The sequence below is a fragment of the Chitinispirillales bacterium ANBcel5 genome, assembly GCA_029688955.1.
Taxonomy (GTDB): Bacteria; Fibrobacterota; Chitinivibrionia; order Chitinivibrionales; family Chitinispirillaceae; genus Cellulosispirillum; species Cellulosispirillum alkaliphilum.
Window position 1 is genome coordinate 20,664 of sequence record JARUKZ010000002.1, and the last position, 22,618, is coordinate 43,281.

Sequence of the window (22,618 nt, forward strand, 5' to 3'; positions counted from 1 at the left end):
ACCTGTTGCACCCCTAACAAAATCCTAACACAAATCTGTTATATTCTTAACTGCTTTGGTGTATCTTATAGAAAAAGCTTCTTAACACAAATGCATAGGGTACTTAGGGTAATCACAAGTGACTAGTAAAAAAATACTGATTATTGAGGATGATGAGGATATCATTGAGCTGGTATCTTATAACCTCGCACGAGAGGGTTATGATGTTGTGGCTGCGGTTTCAGGCGAAGAAGGTCTTGAAAAGATCAAAAGAGAACAACCGAACCTTGTTTTATTGGATCTCATGTTACCGGGAATCGATGGTTTTGAAGTATGCAGATCGATCAGAACTAAAGCAGTTCAAACAAACATCCCTATTATAATGCTCACAGCTAAAGGTGAAAACGCAGATATTGTAACTGGTCTTGAACTTGGTGCTGATGATTATATTATTAAACCATTCAGTCCACGGGTTTTGCTTGCCCGAATTAAAAATATTTTACGGAGAAAAAATAGGGAAAACACAGATAGTTCTTCTGTTATAGCTTTAGATAAACTGGTAATACATCCGGGCAGACATGAAGTTTTGCTTGATAACAAAAAAATAGATCTGACCTATACTGAATTTGCAGTTTTACATCACCTTGCAAGTAAACCAGAATGGGTTTTTTCCAGGTTTCAGATTGTTGAAGCTATCAAAGGGGAAAACTATCCTGTTACCGACAGAAGTGTAGATGTAATAATCGTAGGCTTAAGAAAAAAGCTGGGTAAATTTGGAACACTGATCGAAACGGTACGAGGTGTAGGATACCGTTTTAAGGAACAGGTACAGGTGTGCGACTAAAACCTATTTTTTGGCAACTGTTTCCTTCTTACAGTCTTCTTACCATAGTAGCTCTGGTGATCATAGTGATCTTCATCACAAGTGTTATTGAACGCTTTCATTTCCAGCAAACAGAGACGAAAATAACTGAAAGAATATCTCTTGTTCAGGATAATTTCAAAAAGGCAATTAAGGAGAATAATTATTCACTTGCTGATTCTCTGGCAAAACGATACGGAGAGTCTGCACGAATGCGATTTTCTGTTATACTTCCGGATGGAACGGTTATAGCAGACACAGATAAAAAGCCACAGGTCATGGATAACCACCTGAACAGACCAGAAATTCTTCAGGCTCTTGCAGGTGAAACTGGTACTACCAGCCGATACAGTATATCGGTAAACAGAGATATGCAGTATTCAGCAAAAGCCTTACATGATGAAAATGGAAAATTGATAGGATTTATTCGCGCATCTGTTTCCATAGACTTTATCCGTAAGAGTCTTTCCAGGGTAAACGAAAAAATTGCGCTTATGCTGCTGTTGCTGATTCTGGTGACGGCTCTTGTATCATTAGCCCTAAGCAGATACCTGAGCAACAGAATAAAGCATTTGCAAACTGGTGCACAATTTTTTGCCAAAGGAAATTTAGACCATAAGCTTTCTGGATCTGGTGCCCTTGAATTTGAAATGCTTGCCCGATCAATGAACCATATGGCCATGCAACTTAAGGAACGGCTCGAAACGATTTCCACCCAGCGTAATGAACAGGAAACGATACTCAACAGTATGAGAGAAGGAGTACTGGCCATAGGGTTGGATCAGAAGATCATAAAGATAAATAAACCTGCTGAAACCATTATCGGTTTGGATATAGAGGCTGCAAGAGGTAAATTTGTTCAGGAATCCATTCGCAACAGTGAACTACATAAACTCATAAAAAATCTTTTGAGCACACTAAAGCCTACAGAGGAAGAACTAAGGCTTTTGCAACCAGATGGCACAGAATGTGTTCTTCAGGTGCATGGTACACTTCTTCTGAATTCCTCAAATTCTCCATGCGGTATTCTTGTGGTATTAAACGACATAACCCGTTTAAAGAAGCTTGAGCAAATGCGTAAGGACCTTGTGGCCAATGTGTCTCATGAACTTCGAACCCCTCTTACCTCCATTAAAGGTTTTGTTGAGACCATTTTAGCCGGAGCAAAGAATAATCCTCACGATACAGAACGGTTTTTAAACATTATAAGCAGACATGTTTCACGACTGGATTCAATAATTGGAGACCTTCTTGATCTCTCTAAACTGGAAAAAGATATAGAAATGGAAGATATTAATCTTAAAGTTCTCCCTCTTGAACCGGTCTGCATTCAAGCAGTAGACGTATGCCAATCAAAAGCATCCGCAAAGGATATCAAAATAAACATGCTTGGTTCACATAACATTAAGGCAAACATTGATCCGTTTATGCTTGAGCAAGCACTTGTTAATTTAATCGATAATGCTATCAAATACAGCGATGATAATACTACTGTTGACATTAGCATCTCAAGTGATGTTAATAAAGCAATTATATCTGTACAGGATCAGGGTTACGGAATAGAAAAACTCCATCTACCCAGAATTTTCGAACGCTTCTACAGAGTGGATAAAGCAAGAAGTCGTAAGCTCGGTGGGACCGGATTAGGTCTATCGATCGTAAGGCACATTGTTCTGGCGCATAAAGGAACTATTAGTGTTAAGAGTGATTACGGTCGGGGCACTTGTTTTACAATAATCTTACCATGCTAAAATTTTCCTTCAAACCTCCCCTTATAATCCTCTTTGTATCTCTTTTTCTAACACAATTTTAACATCTTACACCAAGTAACCTAACACTCCTTGCCTATTTTTTGTAATAGGAATCTTTCAGATCAGTATGAGCAAAAAAAACAGGAAAGGATGTTATATGGTACCGTTTAAGTATTTCTCAAAACCTTTTGTTATAGTAATACTATACCTTTCATTCATTGTTGCTGCAATCCTGTTTTTTTCCTTGAAAGAAACTGATACATTGCATACTGAAAACGAGTGCAGTATTAATGACTGTATACAGTTATTACAGCTTGAGGATAAATATCATCAGCAGTAGGATATGTTTTCAGAGAAGCAGATGTCGTTAGAGATCCCTTAGTTGTATAGGACATTACATGAAAGAAAAAAGTCTTTTTTAACTGGTTAAGACCTATTATTGAAAATTATAACTTATGAAGGTATCCATGTCCCGTAGGGACACAATGGTCATAACGTTACGTGATGAGCAATGAGATATTTCGTCCTTCCGGGCGATGATTATGTTTGGTTCTATTTCTCTCTATAAATATCCGTTCCCTACGGGACCAAAAAAATTAGTATGATCCATAAAAATGTCCCTACCCTTCATTCAATCAGCAATAATAGGGTGCCAAAAGAAGCAGCTACAACATTCTTTTTTCTAACGTTCCTAAATGAAATCAGATTAGCACCATTCTTAATGGTTAAACATTTCAATAAAGTTCACATCCAATGAAAAAAAGGTGTTATGTGAAATGAGAAAAGTATACCATTTACATTCATTTTAGGAAAATATACAGATGGTATAAACTGCTGATTTCTAAAAACCATTCATATAGATAGCAAAAAAACAAAAAAGGAGATATTGCTATCTCCCTTTCACAAACCACACTTTTAACAAACATTTAGAATCGTGCTGCAAAAATCAACTCAGGCCTGATTCTTGTGCGCTGATCGTCATCAAAATCATTACTGCTTATGTATGTACGTACTCGAGGTCTTATGGAGAGATGACTATTGATATTATGTGTATAGTTAATATCAACATAGTGACGCATAAAAGATACTTCTGTTAATTCATCCTGTGCAATACCAAGACTGTAGGCTGTAACAAGCCTTCCACCGGGTAGTGAGAAACGGGGATGTAGCTGAAAGTAGATTGTGTTGCGGTCAGTCTGATCCTCAACTTCAAGCATTCCGTATCCAAAACCACCACGGAGGTCTACTTTTCCGGTAGGACGGGCACGAAGGTCGAGTCCGAATGCCAAAGCCATGTTGCTCTCACCTGGAATTGCATTGCCTTCTGTGTCTTCCTTATAGATCCCTGTCTCAAGAAATGCGGCTGGAGTGAATGTCATAGTTCCCACACTAATAGGAGCATTGAGCCCGATTCTGTATCCATCGAGTACCTGGTCATCATTATCATGGATTAGTCTCCCGGTATTCCCTTTAGTAGAAGTGTTGAGATTGATCTTAACTGCATCCCCTGCTTTTACCCCTACGTTGATACCTGCCACAGAACCAATCTCATTCCAGGCAACCGATCGATCGAAGTGACTACTCCCCCTGCTTACATGGTAACCTGCGTCGTATGCAGAGTTTGCTGACACAGGGACGATACCTGCTTCGACTCCAAAGATAGTTGTTTCCCATGATAAGTAGGCCTGACTTACAACAAGATTGTGTATATCTGAACCTGAAGCAGGCCCTTCATTATCATCAACTCTTCTGGAAAAACTATTCAACCCAACATTCTCAATCTGAAACCTCAACCCTACCTGATCATTTGCTTTGGCATCGACTCCTAAACTCCACCCATACTGGTGGTGCGTGTCGGATTCTGAAGGTCTATCTGCGCCATCAGAAGTTGTTCCTCTATCAATATTAGCCCTGACCCGGTACTGCGCGGATCCGGAAAACTCCACTTCGGGTTGTGCACTTACGTTTGAAGCTAAAAACATCCCTGCAAGTGCTGCTCCTGTTACCAACCTTAACATAAAACCTCCTTAAAAAGTTATGTATTGATACAACTGAATTTTTGTATCTGTTATCTATCTTACTGCACAAAAAATATACCCTTCGATTATTATTGTTTGATAATTGAACTATTAGTAATCAGTTAGTATTTGCATGCTTTCCTCAAACAGTTTTAGTCTACTACATTTTTTTGTCTTCAGGGCATTATAAATAAGTGTCTCAATAGTATAGAAATTAAAGTAGATGACAATTGTTATTTCTGTGTTAAATTATGATTAGCATTTCTTTTCATTTCTAATACCGGTCTCAGATGTAATACTTTCTTCTCATCCCTTACAACAAATCTAACTTTATCCTTTTGCTAACCGTTTGGTAACAATCTGCTCCTATATTATCATCGTAAAGAGTTTTTATCGATTTTGTATTATAAAAGGAGGTAATAGGGCAGGTACAATTCCCGGTAATACGGAAGATACAGATGTTTTCAATATACCTGTAGGTTGTTTGTGCACACAGGCAAAACAGATTAAATGCTTATGGAGTGAACAACCCCGGTTCCTGAAAACTTACTGAATAACAAACGTTGAATAGTTGGCTAACATAATTCTAACATTTTACATCTAATTTTTATTTCACATTCAAACTCAGAAGGAGTTCTTATGTTCAGAACATTAAAAAAAGTTGTGGTCTTTGCTGGTCTATTTGGGATGACGTATGCAGCATCAGTTACAGCACAGAATAGAGTTCAGCTTATTGGTGCAGGTGCTTCATTTCCAGCTCCCCTTGTAACGGCTATGGCAGACGAATACCGGGATCTGACGAATCGACGCGTTACAATTAATTACCAATCAATCGGATCTGGTGGAGGAATACGCCAGTTTGGTGAACAGACCATCATGTTTGGTATGACTGAGGCATTTCTCAATGATGAAATTATGAAAGATGTCGAGAGCAAAACCGGTGGCCGGGCATTTAATGTTCCAATTACACTTGCAGATGTGGTGGTAACTTACAATGTTCCAGGTGTAAAAACCGGGCTTGTGTTTGATGGAGAGGTTATTTCAGATATCTTCCTTGGAAAGATTACTACATGGAATGACCGCAGAATCCGAGACTTGAACCCTGGTGTTGATCTTCCCCGCCTTCCAATTCAGGTGGTTCACCGCTCTGATGGCTCAGGTACAACAAATCTCTGGACAAGTTACCTATCTAATGTTAATACACAATGGGCAAAAACAATCGGTTTTGCCACAAGTGTTAACTGGCCAACTGGTGTTGGTGGGAACGGTAATGAAGGTGTTGCTGGCGTAGTACAGACTACTCCCGGTGCAATTGGATACAACAGTTTTGCCTATGCTCTGCTTAACGATATTCCCTATGCTTATCTTAAAAACAGTTCCGGCAATGTAATTAACCCTTCCTTTGAGTCTACCTCTGCAGCAGCAGACATTTCTCTTCCCCAGGATGGCCGCATCCTTTTCACCAATACACCGGCTCCAAATGGTTACCCTGCCGCCGGTTTTGCCTGGATGCTTTGTTATGAAAATATGGAAAAGAACAATGCCATCAACACCAAACAGGAAGCAGAAGAGCTCATTAAGTTCATCATTTGGGCTATAACCGATGGTCAGGAGCTATCCGAAGAGCTGGGATATGCACAGTTACCTGCAGCGGCAGTGGAACTTGGCAAAAACATGATCCGTGAGATGAAATGGAACGGTGAGCCGATCGGCAAAAAAATTCTGGATAACTAAGTACTATATATTTTCCATGTCAGTTAATCTTTTACAGGTAGCAAAACATAAAGCAGAGCAGAACTCATTCTTCTGCTCTGTTTACCAAAAGTGCGGAGGAACATTTGCGTAAAGGTAATACTACTATATCGACTTCGGAATTATTGAGAACACCTCCGGGACCGCTCTACAGGTGGCTTGGGGACGGGATTTTTAGCTGGACTGTTTTCATACTGGGTATGGCTGTTATTGTAAGTACAATTCTGATGGCCATAGTTTTGTACCTGGACGGAGCAGAAGCTTTCAGTCGTTTTGGTATTTGGGGGTTTCTTAGAGGCAGAGTCTGGGACCCGGGCTCATCATTTGTCTTTGGTAGTCTCCCGTTTCTGTTTGGAACAGTAATTACCAGTGTAGTTTCTCTACTAATAGCATTTGTTCCCGCGGTAGCAGTGGCTCTCTTTACTGCAGAATACTCTCCACGATGGCTATCTCAGATAATAGAAAATCTTATAAACCTCATTGCGGCTATTCCATCAGTTATCGTGGGGCTGTGGGGTGTTTTTGTTCTTGCCCCATGGTTACGTGGTACCATATATACTCCCGTTTACCTATGGACTCTGGACAATGCACCATCATTGTTGCCGATTTTAGGAAATCCCATTGGATATGGTATGGCTACCGCGACTCTTGTTCTGGCGGTAATGATTATTCCCTACACTACAGCATTAACAGTTGATGCTCTTCGCCTGGTACCCCGCGAACAGCGTGAAGCAGCATACGCCCTTGGAGCTACCAAGTGGGAAGTCATAAAAATGGCCATTATACCCTATGCAAGAGGGGGAATACTTGCCGGTGCCATGCTATCCTTTGGCAGAGCAATTGGTGAAACCATGGCAGTGGCAATGCTTATTGGTAACAGAAACACCCTTCCATTTTCAATTATCGGACCGGCTTCTACCATGCCATCGGTTATTGTAAATGAGTTCAGGGAAGCCGTTGGTAATTTACATCTATCCAGTCTTATGGCGGTAGGGTTTTATCTGTTTTTAGTGTCTCTTGCAGTGAACCTTGTAGCCGCACATATTCAAAGGAAGTTTTCGTTTACCGGAGGTAGAGCAGTATGATTTCATTACAAAGACGGTATATGTATGATAAACTCATGAAACTCTTTTTTGCTGTAAATACAGTACTGGTCCTTATTCCTTTAGTTATTATTATATCGTATGTTGTTGTGCAGGGAATAGGAGCCATAAACCTTGACTTCTTTACTCAGGAGCTTGGATCGCCTTCAAGAGCCATGAGAGGCCAACCAACCGGTTTGGTGCATACCATAATCGGCACATTTGTAATAGATTTTATGGCACTCATTATTGCCATGCCTTTTGGTCTTGGTGCCGGTATCATGTTATCAGAATATCCCGACCATAAGATTAACCCCCTGCTTAGAATTATGACTGACACACTTAACGGTATGCCCGCGGTATTAAAAGGACTTTTAGCATGGGCACTGGTTGTTAAACCCATGGGAGGATTTTCCGGGTTTGCGGGAGGTGTGGCACTTGCATTCGTTATGCTTCCCATTCTTGCAAGATCTACCGAAAGTGCCTTGATGAATATCCCCTGGTCCCTTCGGGAAGCAGGTCTTGCAGTCGGTCTACCCCGGTGGCGGGTTGTAATGTCGGTCATTGTTCCCGCATCAAAAACAGGACTGGTTACAGGACTACTCATTGCTTTTGCACGGGCGGTGGGTGAAGCTGCACCGTTGCTTTTTACCTCTTTTGGAAATAACTATATGCCTAACCGATGGACCGGATGGATATTTGGACCGGTCGATTCTCTTCCGCAAAGATTGTATAGTCTTGCGATAAGTCCTTACAGACAGTGGCATGAGCTTGGATGGGCTGCTGGGATTGTATTGCTTAGTCTGGTAATTCTATCCTTTATAGTTGCCCGGCTGGCTACCATGGAAAAAAAATACAGATAAATTTAAAAATAGTGAATTGAAGGAGACCGATTACTAATGGAAGATAAGGTAACTGTTGAAGAAAAACTGCCGGTGTCAGGCACTGAAGAAAAAGATTTTCAATCACCATCAGAAACTCCTGACAGCGACGATACTGATATCCGTTTAAACACGATTAATCTTTCTGTCTCGTATGGAAAATCTCCAGGGGTTAAGGATGTGACCCTGCCTATACGTAATAAACGGGTAACAGCCCTGATCGGCCCTTCGGGTTGTGGTAAAACCACATTTCTCAGAGCCCTTAACCGGATGCACGATCTCACACCCAACACAGTAATTACCGGAAAGGCTCTTCTGGATGGACAGGATATCTATTCACCTGGAGTTGATCCGGTCATTATCCGCAGGAAAATTGGAATGGTGTTCCAGAAACCAACTCCGTTCCCTTCCATGTCTATTTATGATAATGTAATCGCTGGTTTAAAACTGGTCGGAATAAAGAAAAAATCGATTCTTGATGAAGTCGTAGAAAGATCTCTTAAGCATGCTGCATTGTGGGATGAGGTGAAGGATCGTTTACGTATGCCCGGAGCAGGTCTTTCCGGAGGACAACAGCAGCGCCTTTCAATAGCCCGGGCTCTTGCCGTAGAACCGGAAGTCCTACTTATGGACGAACCCACAAGCTCACTCGATCCCAAATCTACAACCCGTATTGAAGACCTTATCTCAACTCTTAAGGAACATGTTACAATCGTTATCGTAACACACAATATGCAACAGGCCTCCCGTGTATCCGATCAAACAGCGTTCTTTTATCTCGGTGAACTAATAGAGGTTAATGACACCAATATTCTTTTTACCAATCCAGAAAAAATCCAAACTGAAGAGTATATAACCGGACGTTTCGGGTAATATCACACACAAAAAAAAAGGATTTACATATGTCTAATCATTTTTACATCGAAACTGAAAAATTAAAGCAACGTATAATGGGCTTATGCACGCTCGTTGAAGAAAGTGTACGATACTCAGTTAAGTCAGCTCTTAATCTCGACCATTCGCTTGCACATAAAGTTATAGGTTCCGATGAAGAGATCGATATGGAGGAAGTTGAAATTGAGGAAGATTGCCTGAAAATACTGGCTCTTTACCAACCAGTTGCACGTGATTTGCGTTTCGTTATTGCGGTGTTAAAGATTAATAATGATCTGGAACGAATTGCCGATCTGGCAGTTAATATCGCAGAGCGAACCATTGCACTTACTGCACAACCCCCGGAAAACCTTAGAAATGTATGCACTGCTATGAGTGAAAAAGCGGTAATAATGTTAAAGAAAAGTATCGATTCCCTTATTAACTGGGATGGCTTTTTAGCGGTTGATGTTTGTGAATCTGATAATGAGGTTGATACTCTTTACAAGGATTCTTTTGAACTGGTTAAAAATTGTATTCTTGAAGATCCGGCCCGTTTAGATTCACTTTACCTTTACTCCTCTATTTTCAGACACCTTGAAAGAATCGCTGACCAAACAACAAATATCGCAGAAGACGTGATCTACATGACCCAGGGTGGGATAGTAAGGCATACAAACGAACAAGAGAAAAAAGCAACCGTAGCAACGAGTCACAAAGCATAGTGCAAATTATTCTAAAAAGCCCGGGGCCTCTTGCTGCGGGCACCTTAAACTGATTCATAGGAAAAATATCTAAAAAGGTCCTCAAAGAAAACCTCTACTCAAACCAGAGGCATGATCCTTAAGCGAACTCTCTGAGCAAAGCCAACAGGGTAATTTGAGGCGCATACAGCTATCTTTTGAGAAGCTCCCGGAGCAGAGTCGAGGCCCGACCGTCCACACAACGTTCTCAATAACAAATTCGGTTACAAAGACAAAAAGGTGATAGCAAAGCCCCCGAGCCGCAAAAAACCTATAATATCCCCTACATTTTCCAATACACCCATATATATATTTTAAGTATTCGGTTCTCTCGCTCTCATTTAAAAAAACTAATTCTCACGTTAATAGTACTGTTAATCTTTTCCGGACAGCCAATTTTTCGGTCGACTGCATTTATAGGTTTCAATAAAGTGCTGATACTTAAAAAGGAGGAACTGTGGATAATTACTGTGCTGAATGTGGTAAGCCACTCTACATTTGGAATAACTACGGCATTGATGGGAGATGGCTCTGTTTTGAATGCAGTACAAATAAGCAAAAAGATTATACAGAGAAAAAAACAATACTTTGGTTTGACAACCCAAAAGATCTCGAAGAGATAAAAAACCAATGCGCGAAGTGTGGTAAAAAACTGGGCATATTGGATAACTACGGCACCGATACGAGATGGCTCTGTTTCGACTGTAACGATATTGACGAGGTAGAAAGGTATCAGGGAAAAGCAGGACATAAGATTGGAGAAGTGGGCGTTGTATGCACCTCCTGTGGCTTCGAAGGATTTGTCAGACCCCGCTATAGATGGGACGGTTTTGTGAAATTTAATTGCCCCTCCTGTGGAATGCCGGATAAAAACCGGTTGGCAGAGGGGGTTAAAGGGTTCCTCTGGCTTGTGATCTATATAGCCGTAATTCTCATTTTAGTAATCCCACCTCAGATCTTCTATATCATACCTGTGATAGTAATTCTTTTTGCGCTCTTGCCGATTTTAGAAGATAAAAAAATCGGAAAAAAAATGGAAGGGATCAAAACTAAACAGTAACGAATACCCGTAAATAATTTTGCTGTCTGCGTACAGAAGTTAAGGAGGAATGAAATTTTGATTCTTCTTTGGAACGCATACCGATCCATGTTTTTCAATAGTCGCGCAGGGACTACATCTGTATAGCTAAACACACTGTCAAAAAATTCCTTCTCCCTCAGGGATTAATTCTTTTTTATGCGATCCCTAAGGGATTAATCAAAATCACCTCTGCATCGTACGCAGCTTTTTTGTCATGTAAAACACTGTCTACACCAGTGATAAAACAGCGAATTTTCAACGATGGATGCAGTATTACCCCTGAGGGTTGGATGACAAAGTAGTTTGCCGACGGCATCATTCTTACTCTATTTCCAGCAAGGCTTACTCTATTTCCAGCAAGGCTTACTCTATTTCCAGCAAGGCTTACTCTATTTCCAGCAAGGCTTACTCTATTTCCACTAAGGCTTACTCTATTTCCACTAAGGCTTACTCTATTCCCGATAAGGCCTGATTATGATGTATAGCACCCATGTAAGTCGCTTTTTATTGTGTCTTGTAAGGCTTTTCTCGGTTTTATGAAGGCTTTTCTCGGTTTTATGAAGGCTTTTCTCGGTTTTATGAAGGCTTTTCTCGGTTTTGTGAAGGCTTTTCTCGGTTTTATGAAGGCTTTTCTCGGTTTTATGAAGGCTTTTCTCGGTTTTATGAAGGCTTTTCTCGGTTTTATGAAGGCTTTTCTCGGTTTTATGAAGGCTTTTCCTGGTTTCGTGAAGGCTTTTCTGAATTTTATGAAGGCTTTTTTGGGGTTTTCCTCCCGTGATTATAGTCGGAAGGTCCCCCCAAAACGGCTCTGGCCTCCGTAACTACTGCGCAGGAGGCTCAAACATTCGTATCAGCTCTTCAAGCCTTTCTCCTGCTGCGCCAAAATTGCCCTCAGCTGAGAATCGTTTTAACTGATCCAGCAGCTCTCTTGCCCGTTGTATATCAACCTCCTCCTCCTCCGGTAACACAGGAAACTCCGGGAGCGCTTCTATTCTCTCGGTCAGAAGATCGATAGCCTCATCAAACATCTCTGCCCATACTACATTAACCTGATCGGCCACAATTACTCGTCGTACTTCAGGGATCTCCGTTCCCTGTGCCTGAACAAAAAGCGGCTCTACATACATCACATGAAGGGAATCTTCATTAAAAAGCGGAATAACCAGCAGATTACCCCTTATTACATCAGAGCCCCGCTGACTCCATAACGTAATAGCCTGCGACATTTCACTGTTCTGATCAATTCGTGCTTCAATCTGTCGTGGGCCAAAGACCTGCTGCCCTCTGGGGAATGTAAAAACGTTTAGTTTTCCATAATTTGGGATGTCGGAACGCCCGGCCATCCAGGCATTCATAACATTTCTGCCCCTCGGTGTAAACGGCATAATCAAAGCAAATTCCGCGGAATCACTGTCGGGGAATTCCATCATTACATAATAGGGCTTCACCTGCTGAAAGCCTTCCCGATACCGCTCAGTAGCAAACTCCCACATATCTTCCCTCTGATAAAAGGTCTCGGGATCAGTCATATGGTATGCGGTGTACATTTCACTTTGAACCGTGAAAAAATCCACCGGATAGCGAATGTGTCGTTGGAGATCTTCCAGCATTTGGGTAAAATCGCGAAAGAGCTCAGGAAAAACACGTTGGTAGGTAGCCATAATCACATCAGAAGTATCAACTATATAGGGTTTGACAGTTCCATTGAACGCGTCAACAACGATTTTTGCTGAGTTTCTGATGTAATTATTACCATGAAAGTGCCGAAGATTTCCGTAATACTCCTGTGAATAGGGGAACATACTTGAAGTAGTATAGGAGTCAATTATCCACACAATTCTCCCATCCTCGGTGATGACAGGATAAGGATCCCGGTCAAGCATCAGAAACGGCATGAGTGCCTGTGCGCGCTCACGGATATTACGCCTGAACATCACTCTGGAATCTTCGGTAAAATAACCTGAAATGAGCAAACGGTAATCATCAAACCGCAATGCATACAGTAACTTTCTGAAAAAGGAGCCAATGGAAACACCTCCCTCTCCATCATAAAAATAGGTTGTCATCTGATCACCAACCGGATAACTGAATTCCGGTTCTGTTGTGTTTACATAGACGTGATCGTTTTTTAACTCACCGTAATATATTCTTGGCTGATTTATTTGCACTGTTTGTAATTCTGTCTGTGGAGGAATATCTTTTATCAGCAAATTAGGCCTGCCCTGAGACAGGACCTCATTAACCGGAACAAGCACAGCGCCAAAACCATGAGTGTATTTCAGTCGCATGCTCACCCAGTTTCTTGATCTGGGATCGAGGTTATCTTTATCAAGCTCCCTGACAGAAATCATCACCTGAGTATAATCCCCGTCAATATTATAGCGGTCAATATCCACATCATTGAAACTATAGTACAACCGTATTTCCTGCTGCTGCCGGAGATTTTCCAATAAGGCTTCCGGATCCCAGAGACGAACATTATCGATAGTGGCGCGGTTTTTATCCACCATCTCATCGCTAATTTCGCTTCCAACAGAATACTGATCTATCTCAATACGGGTGGTATCAATACTAAAACCCGCTCGTGTCATTGCGATATTATTTTCAAGATACGGTCGCTCAAGGGTAATCTCGTTGGGGCTCACAATGAAGTTCTGAACGAAAAAGGGAACTATCCACAGTAAAACAGCCATCAGTACTGCTATGACTCCCGGCGCTATAAGGCTCTTGGCGGTTAGCCCGTAGGGTGAAAGAAATAGTATCCGTTTTCTGAGATGAGGACTAAACGCGGAAATAAACAGAAGTACAGAAGAGACGAGAAATATAAAAACTATCGCGTAATATCCATAGACAGTAACATTGGCATCTGTATAGCCTATTCCCACTACCGCGGTTACATTGGAATAGAGCAGGTAAAAGACTCTCAGGTAGAAAAACCAGGCAAAAACAGCACATAACAGTGCGGTTAAAATGAGATAATGAGCATTGATGCCTTTAGCTTTTGTATTCAGAAAGGAATTTTTTGGTTGAGAAGACAGTACGGCACTTAAGGTTGTGACTACAACAATCCCCCCCAAGCAAAATAACTGTAAACCACCCAACGAGAAACGAATAGATAGGAAGAGAAAAAATGTAAAAAGAAACTGAACGGCCAAATATGGGATCTTCAACCGGGGAAGTTACCTGATTTATAAACAGAAGAAACTCATTCCACAAGCTTGCGGGCCAAAACCCCAGCAAAAGTGCCACAAATCCAATTATATAGAACCCGTAACCAAACCTTCTTAAACCGAATCTGGAGCAAACGATGGCATAGTTAGAATACAAGAACGCACCGGCAAAAAGTGCACCGGCAAAGTAGAGTAAAAGCCTGGTCCAAATCACAGTAAGAAATCGCTCAGAATAACCGAGCTGTGAAAACCAGAAATATTCGGTTACAAAATCGAGAAGAAAATAGAGTGAAGCCACCACAACAATCCCGGCCAGCAGATACAGGCTCCCTCTTTGAAGTAGCATCTTCTGCTCATCGGTTGAGATATTCTTTTTGAGCGAAGCTTTTATCAGTGGTATTGAAGCGATTACCAGTAGCAACACGCTTAACACATTAAACAACATTGCAGCCTCCTTTGAGATTTTTTCGAAAGAAGCAAACAATATACCTGGTGTAGAAAAAAAAGACAAAAAGAAATCAGTGGGCAGGACTTGAAGACGTGGAAACTGCGGAAAAAGAGACAGCACTGGCTGTGAACAGAGAATGCAACTACATCACCCCTAAATCCCTAAAAAATGACCGGCTGAATTATCCTCTCACCGGAAAACTCCCTGTGGGCCAGAAATGAAAACAATACGCCCGGAACAATTACGAGGGCCAGAAGCACCCAGTCACTTACCACAAACAGTTCCGCTATAACAGTATAGACTGTTATAATGACCCCCAGGATGAAAAGGTTTATAAAGTGAAGTAGTCGGGGGCTGCTTAAGCGAACAGAGAAGTACGCGCTCCCTGCAGCATTAAGGAAGGTGGCCCCGGTGTAGAGTAAAATTTCAAACACTCCAAACTGTACCCTGCCGCCGTATCCCGAAAGCAAAGCACCCCAGAGACTCGCAATAAGAGCACACGCACCACCGATAAGAAGAGTCATAACCATAATAAAGAGCATTTTTCCAAATAGCACCGCTCCCCTGGACAATCCGGAGGTGATAAGTATTTCAAGCGAACCGCTCATGCGCTCAGAAATAAACACCGTGTTGGAGAAATTCGCGGCCACAATAACCGAGAAAAAGACAAGCCAGAACGCTCCGCCCACCATCGAGTCATCCCCGGAAGCAAACAAAAAGCTCCACGCAAGCACCAACACCGAGTAAACAACAAACACCCCTTTGTCACTTCCTGCAAAGGCTTTAAACTCTTTATTAAGTACTGTTTTTAACCCTTTCATGCCTTCTGTCCTTGTTGAGAGGAGCCAAAAATGGTTCTGATTGAATCACTGAAGTCGTTTTTCTCTGGCCGCACCTCTTTTACCGCACACCCCTCATCCACCAGAGCTTTAATAATCTGTGGTACAGTCTGGGAATCTTTTTGCGGCAAAAACTTCCAGTAACCATCGCTGAACTGAACCTCCCTGGCGCCGTATTTTTCGATGATACTACCGATATGATCACTCCCCTGTGCATCAATGACCCATCGCTGGAGCCCGTTGGTATCATCCTGCAGCTCTTCAATTCTGCCCTCTCTGAGTAAACCAACCCTGTCACAGAGATCATCAATGGTTTCCAGCTGATGGGAGCTAATTATCACTGCAGCCCCCCTCTGCCTGGCTTCACGCACCATTGATTTTAGATGTTCGTAGGCGCTGATATCAAGACTTACCGCAGGCTCGTCAAATATACACAGCTCAGGCCATCCCATAAAAGCCCTGCACAGTCCACACTGCACTTTTTGCCCTCTGGAGAGGAATTTAACCTTCTTTTGGGTCTTAAATATTTCGGTATCACCCCAGAATCGCTCGAAATAGTGCTGCGCATCAGCCCAGCTCACCCCCCGGGCAGAAGCAAAAATACGCAGATTGTCTCTGACACTCATATTGCCGAAAAAACCATCATTTTCAAGCACTACCCCCAACTTGGAGTAAAAGTGGGGGCTGTGTTTCCAGGGATCAAAACCAAGTACATCAAGCTCCCCCCCATCCTTTTGCAGTAACCCCAGTAAAAGTCGGATAAAGGTGGTTTTACCAGCCCCGTTAAGGCCCACAAGCCCATACACCGTCCCGCTTTGAAGCTCCAGCGTGACATCACTAATCACCCGTTTTTGGGCAAATCCCCGTGCCAGATTTTCTGTTTTTAGTATATTCATAGTGTAAAAATGCCTTTTTTTCACTCCAAGCTCAATCTTTTCCTGCTCCTAAAGCGAGCTTCAGGGAAAGAAACCGGGTGGCAAGTGGATTATGCGTGACTATTGTTTGCGCTGGGGTGAAATGTATTATTTTCTCAGCGTACTAATTACTATCGATCCAGACGCATTTTTAGTCAGAGAATCCTTAAAGATGAAAATTATAATCGCCAAAACAGCCGGTTTCTGCATGGGAGTTAAACGAGCAGTAGACCTGGCTATAGAGTATTCGGGCCAAAAAAGCAGTGACATCTACTCCCATGGCCCCCTTATCCATAATAAGCAGACCATTGATATGCTGCGCCAGCGTGGTGTAGAGACGATAGATGAATCCACCATCCCTTCGTCTCCCTCCACCGTGATCATCAGAGCACATGGTGTGCCACCCAGTGTAGCAGCAACCTATGGCCAAAAAGGACATCAAATCGTTGATGGTACCTGCCCCAAGGTACGAACTGTGCACAAAGTCATAGAGCGTCACAGAAAACAGGGCTACTCAATTGTGATCACCGGGGATAAGGGGCATGCAGAGGTGATCGGGTTACTTGGTTACGCGGGAGAGGCGGGGTATCTTATAGGAAGTATTGAAGAGGTGGATTCTTTGCCGCCGCTTGAGAAAGTGTGTGTTGTTTCACAAACCACCTTTGATCGTGAGTTGTTTGATACTATAGCCGAAAAGATCCAACAGAAGTATAAAAACGGCCAGGTGATAGTAAAAAAGACGATCTGCTCGGCCACCGATCAGCGCCAGGCAGAAACCCAAAAGCTTGCCCGTGAAGTCGACGCGCTCATTGTCGTTGGTGGTAAAAACAGTGCCAACACCCAGCGTCTGGCGAAAATATCCCGTGACTGCGGCACTCCCACTCAGGCGATCGAAACCGAAGAGGAGCTTGACTGGGACGCACTTTCTCAGTGTAACACCATAGGTGTTACCGCCGGTGCGTCCACGCCCAACTGGATGATTACACGAGTAAGAGATTACCTTCAATTCATGGACCAGACTAAAAAAAAAAGCATCTCTAATGTAAGTCTTCATCTTTTCGATATATTCGCGAATCTAAATATATTTGCTTCAATCGGTGCTGCGGTGGTTTACTACGTATCCTGTACGCTTCAGGGCTACCCTTTTACCTTTAAAGGGGCGGCATTATCTTTTCTCTATTTTCTGTCCATGTATCTGTGGAACAGCCTTGCATCAATTGAATCAACCCAGCATCACGGAATCTCCCGATACAATTTCTACAGTGCCCACAATAAGCTGGTATTTGGCATATCGGCAGCCAGTATCGTAGCGGTACTGTTTTTAAGCGCATCCATAAGTACAATGGTTTTCTATCTGATGTTGTTCGCCACTGTTTTAGGCTTAGCGTATCACCTTACCATTGTCCCCCGTCAGTTACGTTACTTTTTGCGGTACAAAAAGCTAAAAGATATCCCTACATCAAGGGATCTCTTTGTAGCCCTTGCCTGGGCAACGGTTCTTACCTTTTTGCCTCATGTTATCAATGGTGAAATTCAGCTGAGAGCTACTTCTGTGGGTTCCTTTGTATGGATCTTTATACTGGGTTTTTTAAGGGCGCTGATATTTGACCTCAGGGATATTGAAGGTGACAGGATTATGGGACGGGAGACATTGATCACGATCGTAGGTGAAAAACGCGCCCGTAAAGCCATAAACCTTATAATTTGGGCATGTATGGCTCTTCTTCTCATTTCACCCGCGACAATAAGCCTGGAAGCATACAGGCACCTGGGGACCGTGCGGTTTCTGTTTCAGGTACCGGTGCTTTTTTATATCGCGGCATTTTTAAGGTGGAATCCACGCATACGATCAAACCGCTCCGCGCTGTTTAGCTTTCTTGCTGACGGACTTTTCTTTCTGGCTGGAGCGGGAGCGGTAATTGCAACCCTGCTGGTGTAATTGAAAAGAGCGTTGTGTTATGGTAGAAATGAAATAATCAGATTTTACGGAGAAAATATGTCACAACAGACAATAAATTCGATAACGACCAATTTTAAGAACCTGGTTACCAATGATAAAAAGCTCAAAAACGCCTACCTGCTTGTGCATTCTGACAAATACAATATTCACCTCAATGTCGCAGAAGGAAAAACCGGATCTGTTGACGCGACCCCCGGGCAACCAAACTATTTAGCAAGCGTTGGCAAACTGTTCACATCAACAGTGATAAGCGTTCTCTATGAAAAAGGCAAATTAGATTTTGAAGATACTATCAACAATTACCTTGATAGTAGCATCATGGACGGGCTTCATGTATATAAAGGAAAAGACTATTCTAACGAGATCACAATTAAGCACCTGTTGAAGCAGACATCGGGGTTATATGATTGTTTCTATTATATGCTGCGAAAAATCTCAAGTAATCAGGAGATGAAGGTAACTACAAGGGATGCTCTTGAGTGGGGAAAAAAGAATCTCAAACCCAAAGGTAAACCAGGACAAAAACACTTCTATTCCGACACTAACTATTATCTCTTAGGGTTAATCGCGGAAACAGTGCAGGGAGAACCCTTTTATAAGATAGTGCACCGGTTACTGTTCGATCCTTTAAAGATGAAGCATGCCAGCATGCTTGGTTTTTCCAAACCCAAAACCGCCCCCAAAGATCCGATAGCAGATTTTTATATCGGAAACACTAACTTTAAAGAGGTTGAATCCTACGGCCAGATCGATTATGCCGGAGGAAGTGTAACAGCACCTCTTGAAGAGCACCTTTTGTTTTTCAAAGCATTGGTCAATCATGAAATAATCAAAGAAGAAACTCTTAACAGGATGCTAAATGATGACGTCCCTATGGGGTTTCCGTTTGTGGGAATAAACTATGGATACGGCACCTGGAAATTCAAAACCGTTCCTTTATTGCTTTCTTCAAAATATAACTGCTGGGGCTGCGCTGGTATAACCGGCGCGTTTATGTTCTATCATCACAGAACAGATTCTTATATCATCGGTACATTCAATGATTCATCGTACCAGAGAAAAGCTATGAGTTTTATGATTTATGATGTGATAAAGCAATTACTGAAATGTGAATAGTAAGCAGGTGTAAGGTTCTCCAAAGCCTCTCTCAGCCGCACTATTGTTCAGAAAAGAACGATGCTGGGTATACCACCAACTCCATAAACAGTCGCTCTTTATGCCACACCGATCAACTCTTATCTGAAATTTTACAGGCACTCTTGTTGCTTGTATCAAAGGCCTAAAAAACGGAAACACTTCAGGAGCGCAGCCATGTCCCAAGAAGTCTTTATTGTCCTCGAAACCATTGTGATGCTTTTTCTTGTAATTCTTTCGGGGCTCTTCCTTCGCAAAGGTAAAGTACTCGATAAAAACTCCACTACCCGGCTTAGTAAGTTTGTGGTGGATGTGGCGTTTCCGGCACTGGTGTTCACCTCCATGCTTGAGAGTATAGATCCTCAAATTTTGGCTCAAAGCTGGTATTTTCCCCTGGCGGGGATTGCCATACTCATCCTGAGTATGATAGTTGCCTACATTTTAACCCCCCTTTTTAAAATCGATACTTACCCCCAGCGCGGTTCAGCCGCTTTTTCCATGGGAACACCCAACTGGCTTTTTATTCCGCTTCCTGTAGCGGCAGCGCTCTACGGAGCACGGGGAGAAACAATCGTGCTTCTGGTCAATGCAGGTGCACTGGTTGCGTTTTGGAGCGTTGGAGTATGGATGGTACGTGGGTACAAGCCCGATTTAGCCATGCTTCGCTCAATAGTGCTCAACCCCGGGTTAGCGGCCACTGTTTTGGGGATCGTAGTGGCTCTTGTGTTTCCCGGAGCAGAGGTACTTCTTGATCCAGATGTCACAGACCTCACCGTTTTCACCGGTATTTTGAGTGTAGTTGTCCAGGCTATAGAGTTTTTAGGGGATGTTACAGTCCCTCTTTCCATGGTGGTAACCGGAGCGCTTCTTGGAGGTGCAGGCACAAAAAATCTTTTTGGCCGCGGGATCATAGTCATTTCAATTTTTAGACTATTACTTTTTCCGGCAGTCCTGATCGGGCTTTTCTATGGAGCCTCTGTGTTTGGCTTGCATTTTGACAGGGCAGTAAGTATGACTTTGATTATAATTTCAGCGATGCCGATTGCCGTAACCTGCTCTGTTGTAGCAGAAAAGTATGAAGGGGATGAAGCTCTGGTGTCCAAAGGGATATTTATCACTACCCTCATGAGTGTTCTCACCGTTCCGCTTGTAGTGTTACTGGTGCAGTTTCTTGGGCTTTAAATTGCTTTTTTTCCACCTCTTTTTGGGGTATTTTTGATTTCGAATCTATCAGTATCTATTTTGATTTATGCGGTTGAACAAATGGTGCCGCTATTATATAATGGTAGTAGAATTTTTCTATTGAAGCTGAACCCCGGGGTTTGGCGCAATAAAACTTTGATATAAACTGAGGACCTGATACACTCATGCCTTTTCCTTCCTTAAAAAACGTTTATGAGAGATTTTATCTTTTGGGTTTAATTTTGTTGAGCTGTTCCAATGTTGTTTCCGAAGATATAGAGGAGATTAAGGATCCCGAAGACTTTATCCCCTACCATATATCTATAGACAGGTTTATGGTTAAACAGAACGAAACCAAACAAGACCCCGACTTTGGGAACTACAGTGGTTGGATCAAACTTTATAACCACGAAGATGATGCTGTGGATATTGGGGGTTGGATAGTATCGGGCCAACCGTTTAAGAGCGAAGCCAATGGATGGGATACACTTCCCAAAGGCACACTAATCTCGCCAAAGAGTCACCTGCGTATTTGGACTAATGGAGAAGGCGTGGTCAGAAACAGTATTCACACCTCTTTTACCCTAAGTGAAGAGGGTGGGCAAATAGGGCTCTACGGTCCCCGGTGGGCCGATACCCCCGTTATGGATACTATTTCCTATAGCAGTGAAGATGTTGCGGCGGATATTGCCTTTGGAAGATTCATTTTTGGAGATGAGAACAGGGAGCCTCAGGACTTTATCCCTCACCGGGTCACTATCAATGAGTTTATGGTTAAGCAAAGCCAAACGCTCAAAGATCCTGATTTCGGTGACTACAGCGGATGGATTGAGCTTTATAACCATGATGATGGTGCGGTAGATATCAGTGGCTGGATAGTATCGGGGCAACCACTTGGGAGCGAATCCAATCAATGGGGTGTACTTCCCAGAGGAACAGTGATCGCGCCGGAAGGATACCTGCTTATCTGGGCCGATGGAATAAACATGGTCAAAGAAGGCATTCACACTTCCCTTACCCTAAGTGAAGAGGGTGGGCAAATAGGGCTCTATGGTCCCCAGTGGGCACACACTCCTGTTATGGATACGATTTCCTACAGTAGTGAAGATGTTGTGGCTGATATTTCTATTGGAAGATTTAGCTTTAGAGCTGATCATCGGGATTTTATACTTCCCATGAATAACCCCACCCCGGGAGAGCCTAATCGGCTCAGAAGACTGGAACTGCTCGGGTCCCATGAACTCGCTATTGAAGATCCATCGGGGCTGGATGTTGATCACACCGGCAACTATTTCTGGACTGTAAGCGATATGCCGGGGGGCAGTATATACAAAATCGATAGAGAAGGCTCAATTGTCTTAGAGCTTCAGGTTGATGGTCATGATATGGAAGGTATCAGCCAACACCCGCACAACCGTAACCTTTACGTTGCTGAAGAGCGGCTGAGAACGATAGTGGTTTATGATACCCTCGGTACTGAGATAGAACGTTTTAAAGTGGATGTGGAGTTTCAAAGGTTAAATGATGGGTTGGAGGGTATCACCATAAACCCATTCACCGGGAATGTATTTGTGGTGAATAAAAGATTACCAAGGGCACTTATCGAGCTTGATTTATCCAGGGAAGAGGAGTCAAGGGAACGTCTCTATGCTCCCATGAATTTAGGTGCACACAAAGATTCTGCCGGCCTAAGTCTGGCAGGACTTTTCTTTGACAGCGATAAAGAGGTGTTATGGATGATTAGTGATGAAGCACGGGCGGTGTTTGTACTTGATCTCACCGGACGTCCTCTGGCTGTTTTTGATGCTTTCAAGCGAGATTTAGAGGCTATAGCACTACTAAGAGAGGATGAAAAAATCTATTTAGTAAGTGACAGGCTACATACTTTATTTGCCTTTCGTTTGCCCTCCCCGCTCAAAATGCTTTCTCCGCGAAGTAGCGTTGATTGA

General features: G+C 42.6%; 19 protein-coding genes. 14 read left to right on the forward strand and 5 right to left on the reverse strand.

Translation table 11 applies throughout. The features are described 5' to 3' along the window. The first annotated feature begins 118 nt into the window (after positions 1–118). From QA601_01180 to QA601_01190, 3 genes are all read left to right on the forward strand, one after another. Positions 119–823, forward strand: coding sequence for a response regulator transcription factor (locus QA601_01180; protein MDG5813679.1), 705 nt, complete (start codon positions 119–121; stop codon positions 821–823). Then, positions 814–2,592, forward strand: coding sequence for an ATP-binding protein (locus QA601_01185; GenBank protein MDG5813680.1), 1,779 nt, complete (start codon positions 814–816; stop codon positions 2,590–2,592). Before QA601_01180 ends, QA601_01185 begins: the two co-directional genes overlap by 10 nt. A 157-nt stretch (positions 2,593–2,749) precedes the next feature. Further along, entirely contained in the window at positions 2,750–2,932 is a 183-nt protein-coding gene (locus QA601_01190; GenBank protein MDG5813681.1) for a hypothetical protein, read from the forward strand. A 586-nt stretch (positions 2,933–3,518) separates the two neighbouring features. On the opposite strand, the gene QA601_01195 is transcribed toward QA601_01190, so the two are convergent. Further along, positions 3,519–4,610, reverse strand: coding sequence for a hypothetical protein (locus tag QA601_01195; GenBank protein ID MDG5813682.1), 1,092 nt, complete (start codon positions 4,608–4,610; stop codon positions 3,519–3,521). A gap of 639 nt (positions 4,611–5,249) precedes the next feature. Between QA601_01195 and pstS the strand changes: the two genes are divergently transcribed. The 7 genes from pstS to QA601_01230 all read left to right on the forward strand — a co-directional run bounded on the left by pstS (position 5,250) and on the right by QA601_01230 (position 11,843). Beyond that, entirely contained in the window at positions 5,250–6,344 is a 1,095-nt protein-coding gene (gene pstS / locus QA601_01200) for a phosphate ABC transporter substrate-binding protein PstS (protein ID MDG5813683.1), read from the forward strand. Between the two features lie 104 nt (positions 6,345–6,448). Next, positions 6,449–7,447 carry a phosphate ABC transporter permease subunit PstC gene (gene pstC, locus QA601_01205; GenBank protein ID MDG5813684.1) on the forward strand — a complete coding sequence of 333 codons (999 nt, stop codon included), beginning with the start codon at positions 6,449–6,451 and terminating at the stop codon, positions 7,445–7,447. Further along, entirely contained in the window at positions 7,444–8,307 is an 864-nt protein-coding gene (pstA, locus tag QA601_01210; GenBank protein ID MDG5813685.1) for a phosphate ABC transporter permease PstA, read from the forward strand. Before pstC ends, pstA begins: the two co-directional genes overlap by 4 nt. Before the next feature lie 36 nt (positions 8,308–8,343). After that, on the forward strand, positions 8,344–9,198 hold the full coding sequence (gene pstB / locus QA601_01215) for a phosphate ABC transporter ATP-binding protein PstB (GenBank protein ID MDG5813686.1): 855 nt from the start codon (positions 8,344–8,346) through the stop codon (positions 9,196–9,198). 29 nt (positions 9,199–9,227) lie between these two features. Further along, a complete protein-coding gene (phoU, locus tag QA601_01220; GenBank protein MDG5813687.1) occupies positions 9,228–9,923 on the forward strand; it encodes a phosphate signaling complex protein PhoU in 696 nt (231 codons plus the stop codon). A gap of 475 nt (positions 9,924–10,398) precedes the next feature. Then, positions 10,399–11,001: a hypothetical protein gene (locus QA601_01225; GenBank protein ID MDG5813688.1), complete on the forward strand. Its 603-nt coding sequence runs from the start codon at positions 10,399–10,401 to the stop codon at positions 10,999–11,001. Positions 11,002–11,558: 557 nt separating this feature from the next. After that, on the forward strand, positions 11,559–11,843 hold the full coding sequence (locus QA601_01230; GenBank protein MDG5813689.1) for a hypothetical protein: 285 nt from the start codon (positions 11,559–11,561) through the stop codon (positions 11,841–11,843). Here the strand turns inward: QA601_01230 and QA601_01235 are convergent, their stop codons facing one another. The 4 genes from QA601_01235 to QA601_01250 form a co-directional block, all read right to left on the reverse strand. Next, positions 11,844–14,123, reverse strand: a complete 2,280-nt coding sequence (locus QA601_01235; GenBank protein MDG5813690.1) for a UPF0182 family protein — start codon at positions 14,121–14,123, stop codon at positions 11,844–11,846. It lies immediately after the preceding gene. Continuing rightward, a complete protein-coding gene (locus tag QA601_01240) occupies positions 14,017–14,637 on the reverse strand; it encodes a UPF0182 family protein (protein MDG5813691.1) in 621 nt (206 codons plus the stop codon). The genes QA601_01235 and QA601_01240 overlap by 107 nt, the downstream gene beginning before the upstream one ends. A 164-nt stretch (positions 14,638–14,801) precedes the next feature. Next, the gene (locus tag QA601_01245) at positions 14,802–15,461 is read right to left on the reverse strand and encodes a hypothetical protein (protein MDG5813692.1); all 660 of its coding nucleotides are present in this window, start codon (positions 15,459–15,461) and stop codon (positions 14,802–14,804) included. Next, entirely contained in the window at positions 15,458–16,375 is a 918-nt protein-coding gene (locus QA601_01250; GenBank protein MDG5813693.1) for an ABC transporter ATP-binding protein, read from the reverse strand. Before QA601_01250 ends, QA601_01245 begins: the two co-directional genes overlap by 4 nt. 91 nt (positions 16,376–16,466) lie before the next feature. Between QA601_01250 and ispH the strand changes: the two genes are divergently transcribed. The 4 genes from ispH to QA601_01270 all read left to right on the forward strand — a co-directional run bounded on the left by ispH (position 16,467) and on the right by QA601_01270 (position 22,618). Next, complete coding sequence (ispH, locus tag QA601_01255) at positions 16,467–18,332, forward strand: 4-hydroxy-3-methylbut-2-enyl diphosphate reductase (protein ID MDG5813694.1); 1,866 nt, start codon at positions 16,467–16,469, stop codon at positions 18,330–18,332. Positions 18,333–18,389: 57 nt separating this feature from the next. Then, on the forward strand, positions 18,390–19,469 hold the full coding sequence (locus QA601_01260) for a serine hydrolase (GenBank protein ID MDG5813695.1): 1,080 nt from the start codon (positions 18,390–18,392) through the stop codon (positions 19,467–19,469). 195 nt (positions 19,470–19,664) lie between these two features. Beyond that, positions 19,665–20,669, forward strand: a complete 1,005-nt coding sequence (locus QA601_01265) for an AEC family transporter (GenBank protein ID MDG5813696.1) — start codon at positions 19,665–19,667, stop codon at positions 20,667–20,669. A gap of 245 nt (positions 20,670–20,914) precedes the next feature. Next, on the forward strand, positions 20,915–22,618 hold the full coding sequence (locus QA601_01270) for a lamin tail domain-containing protein (GenBank protein MDG5813697.1): 1,704 nt from the start codon (positions 20,915–20,917) through the stop codon (positions 22,616–22,618).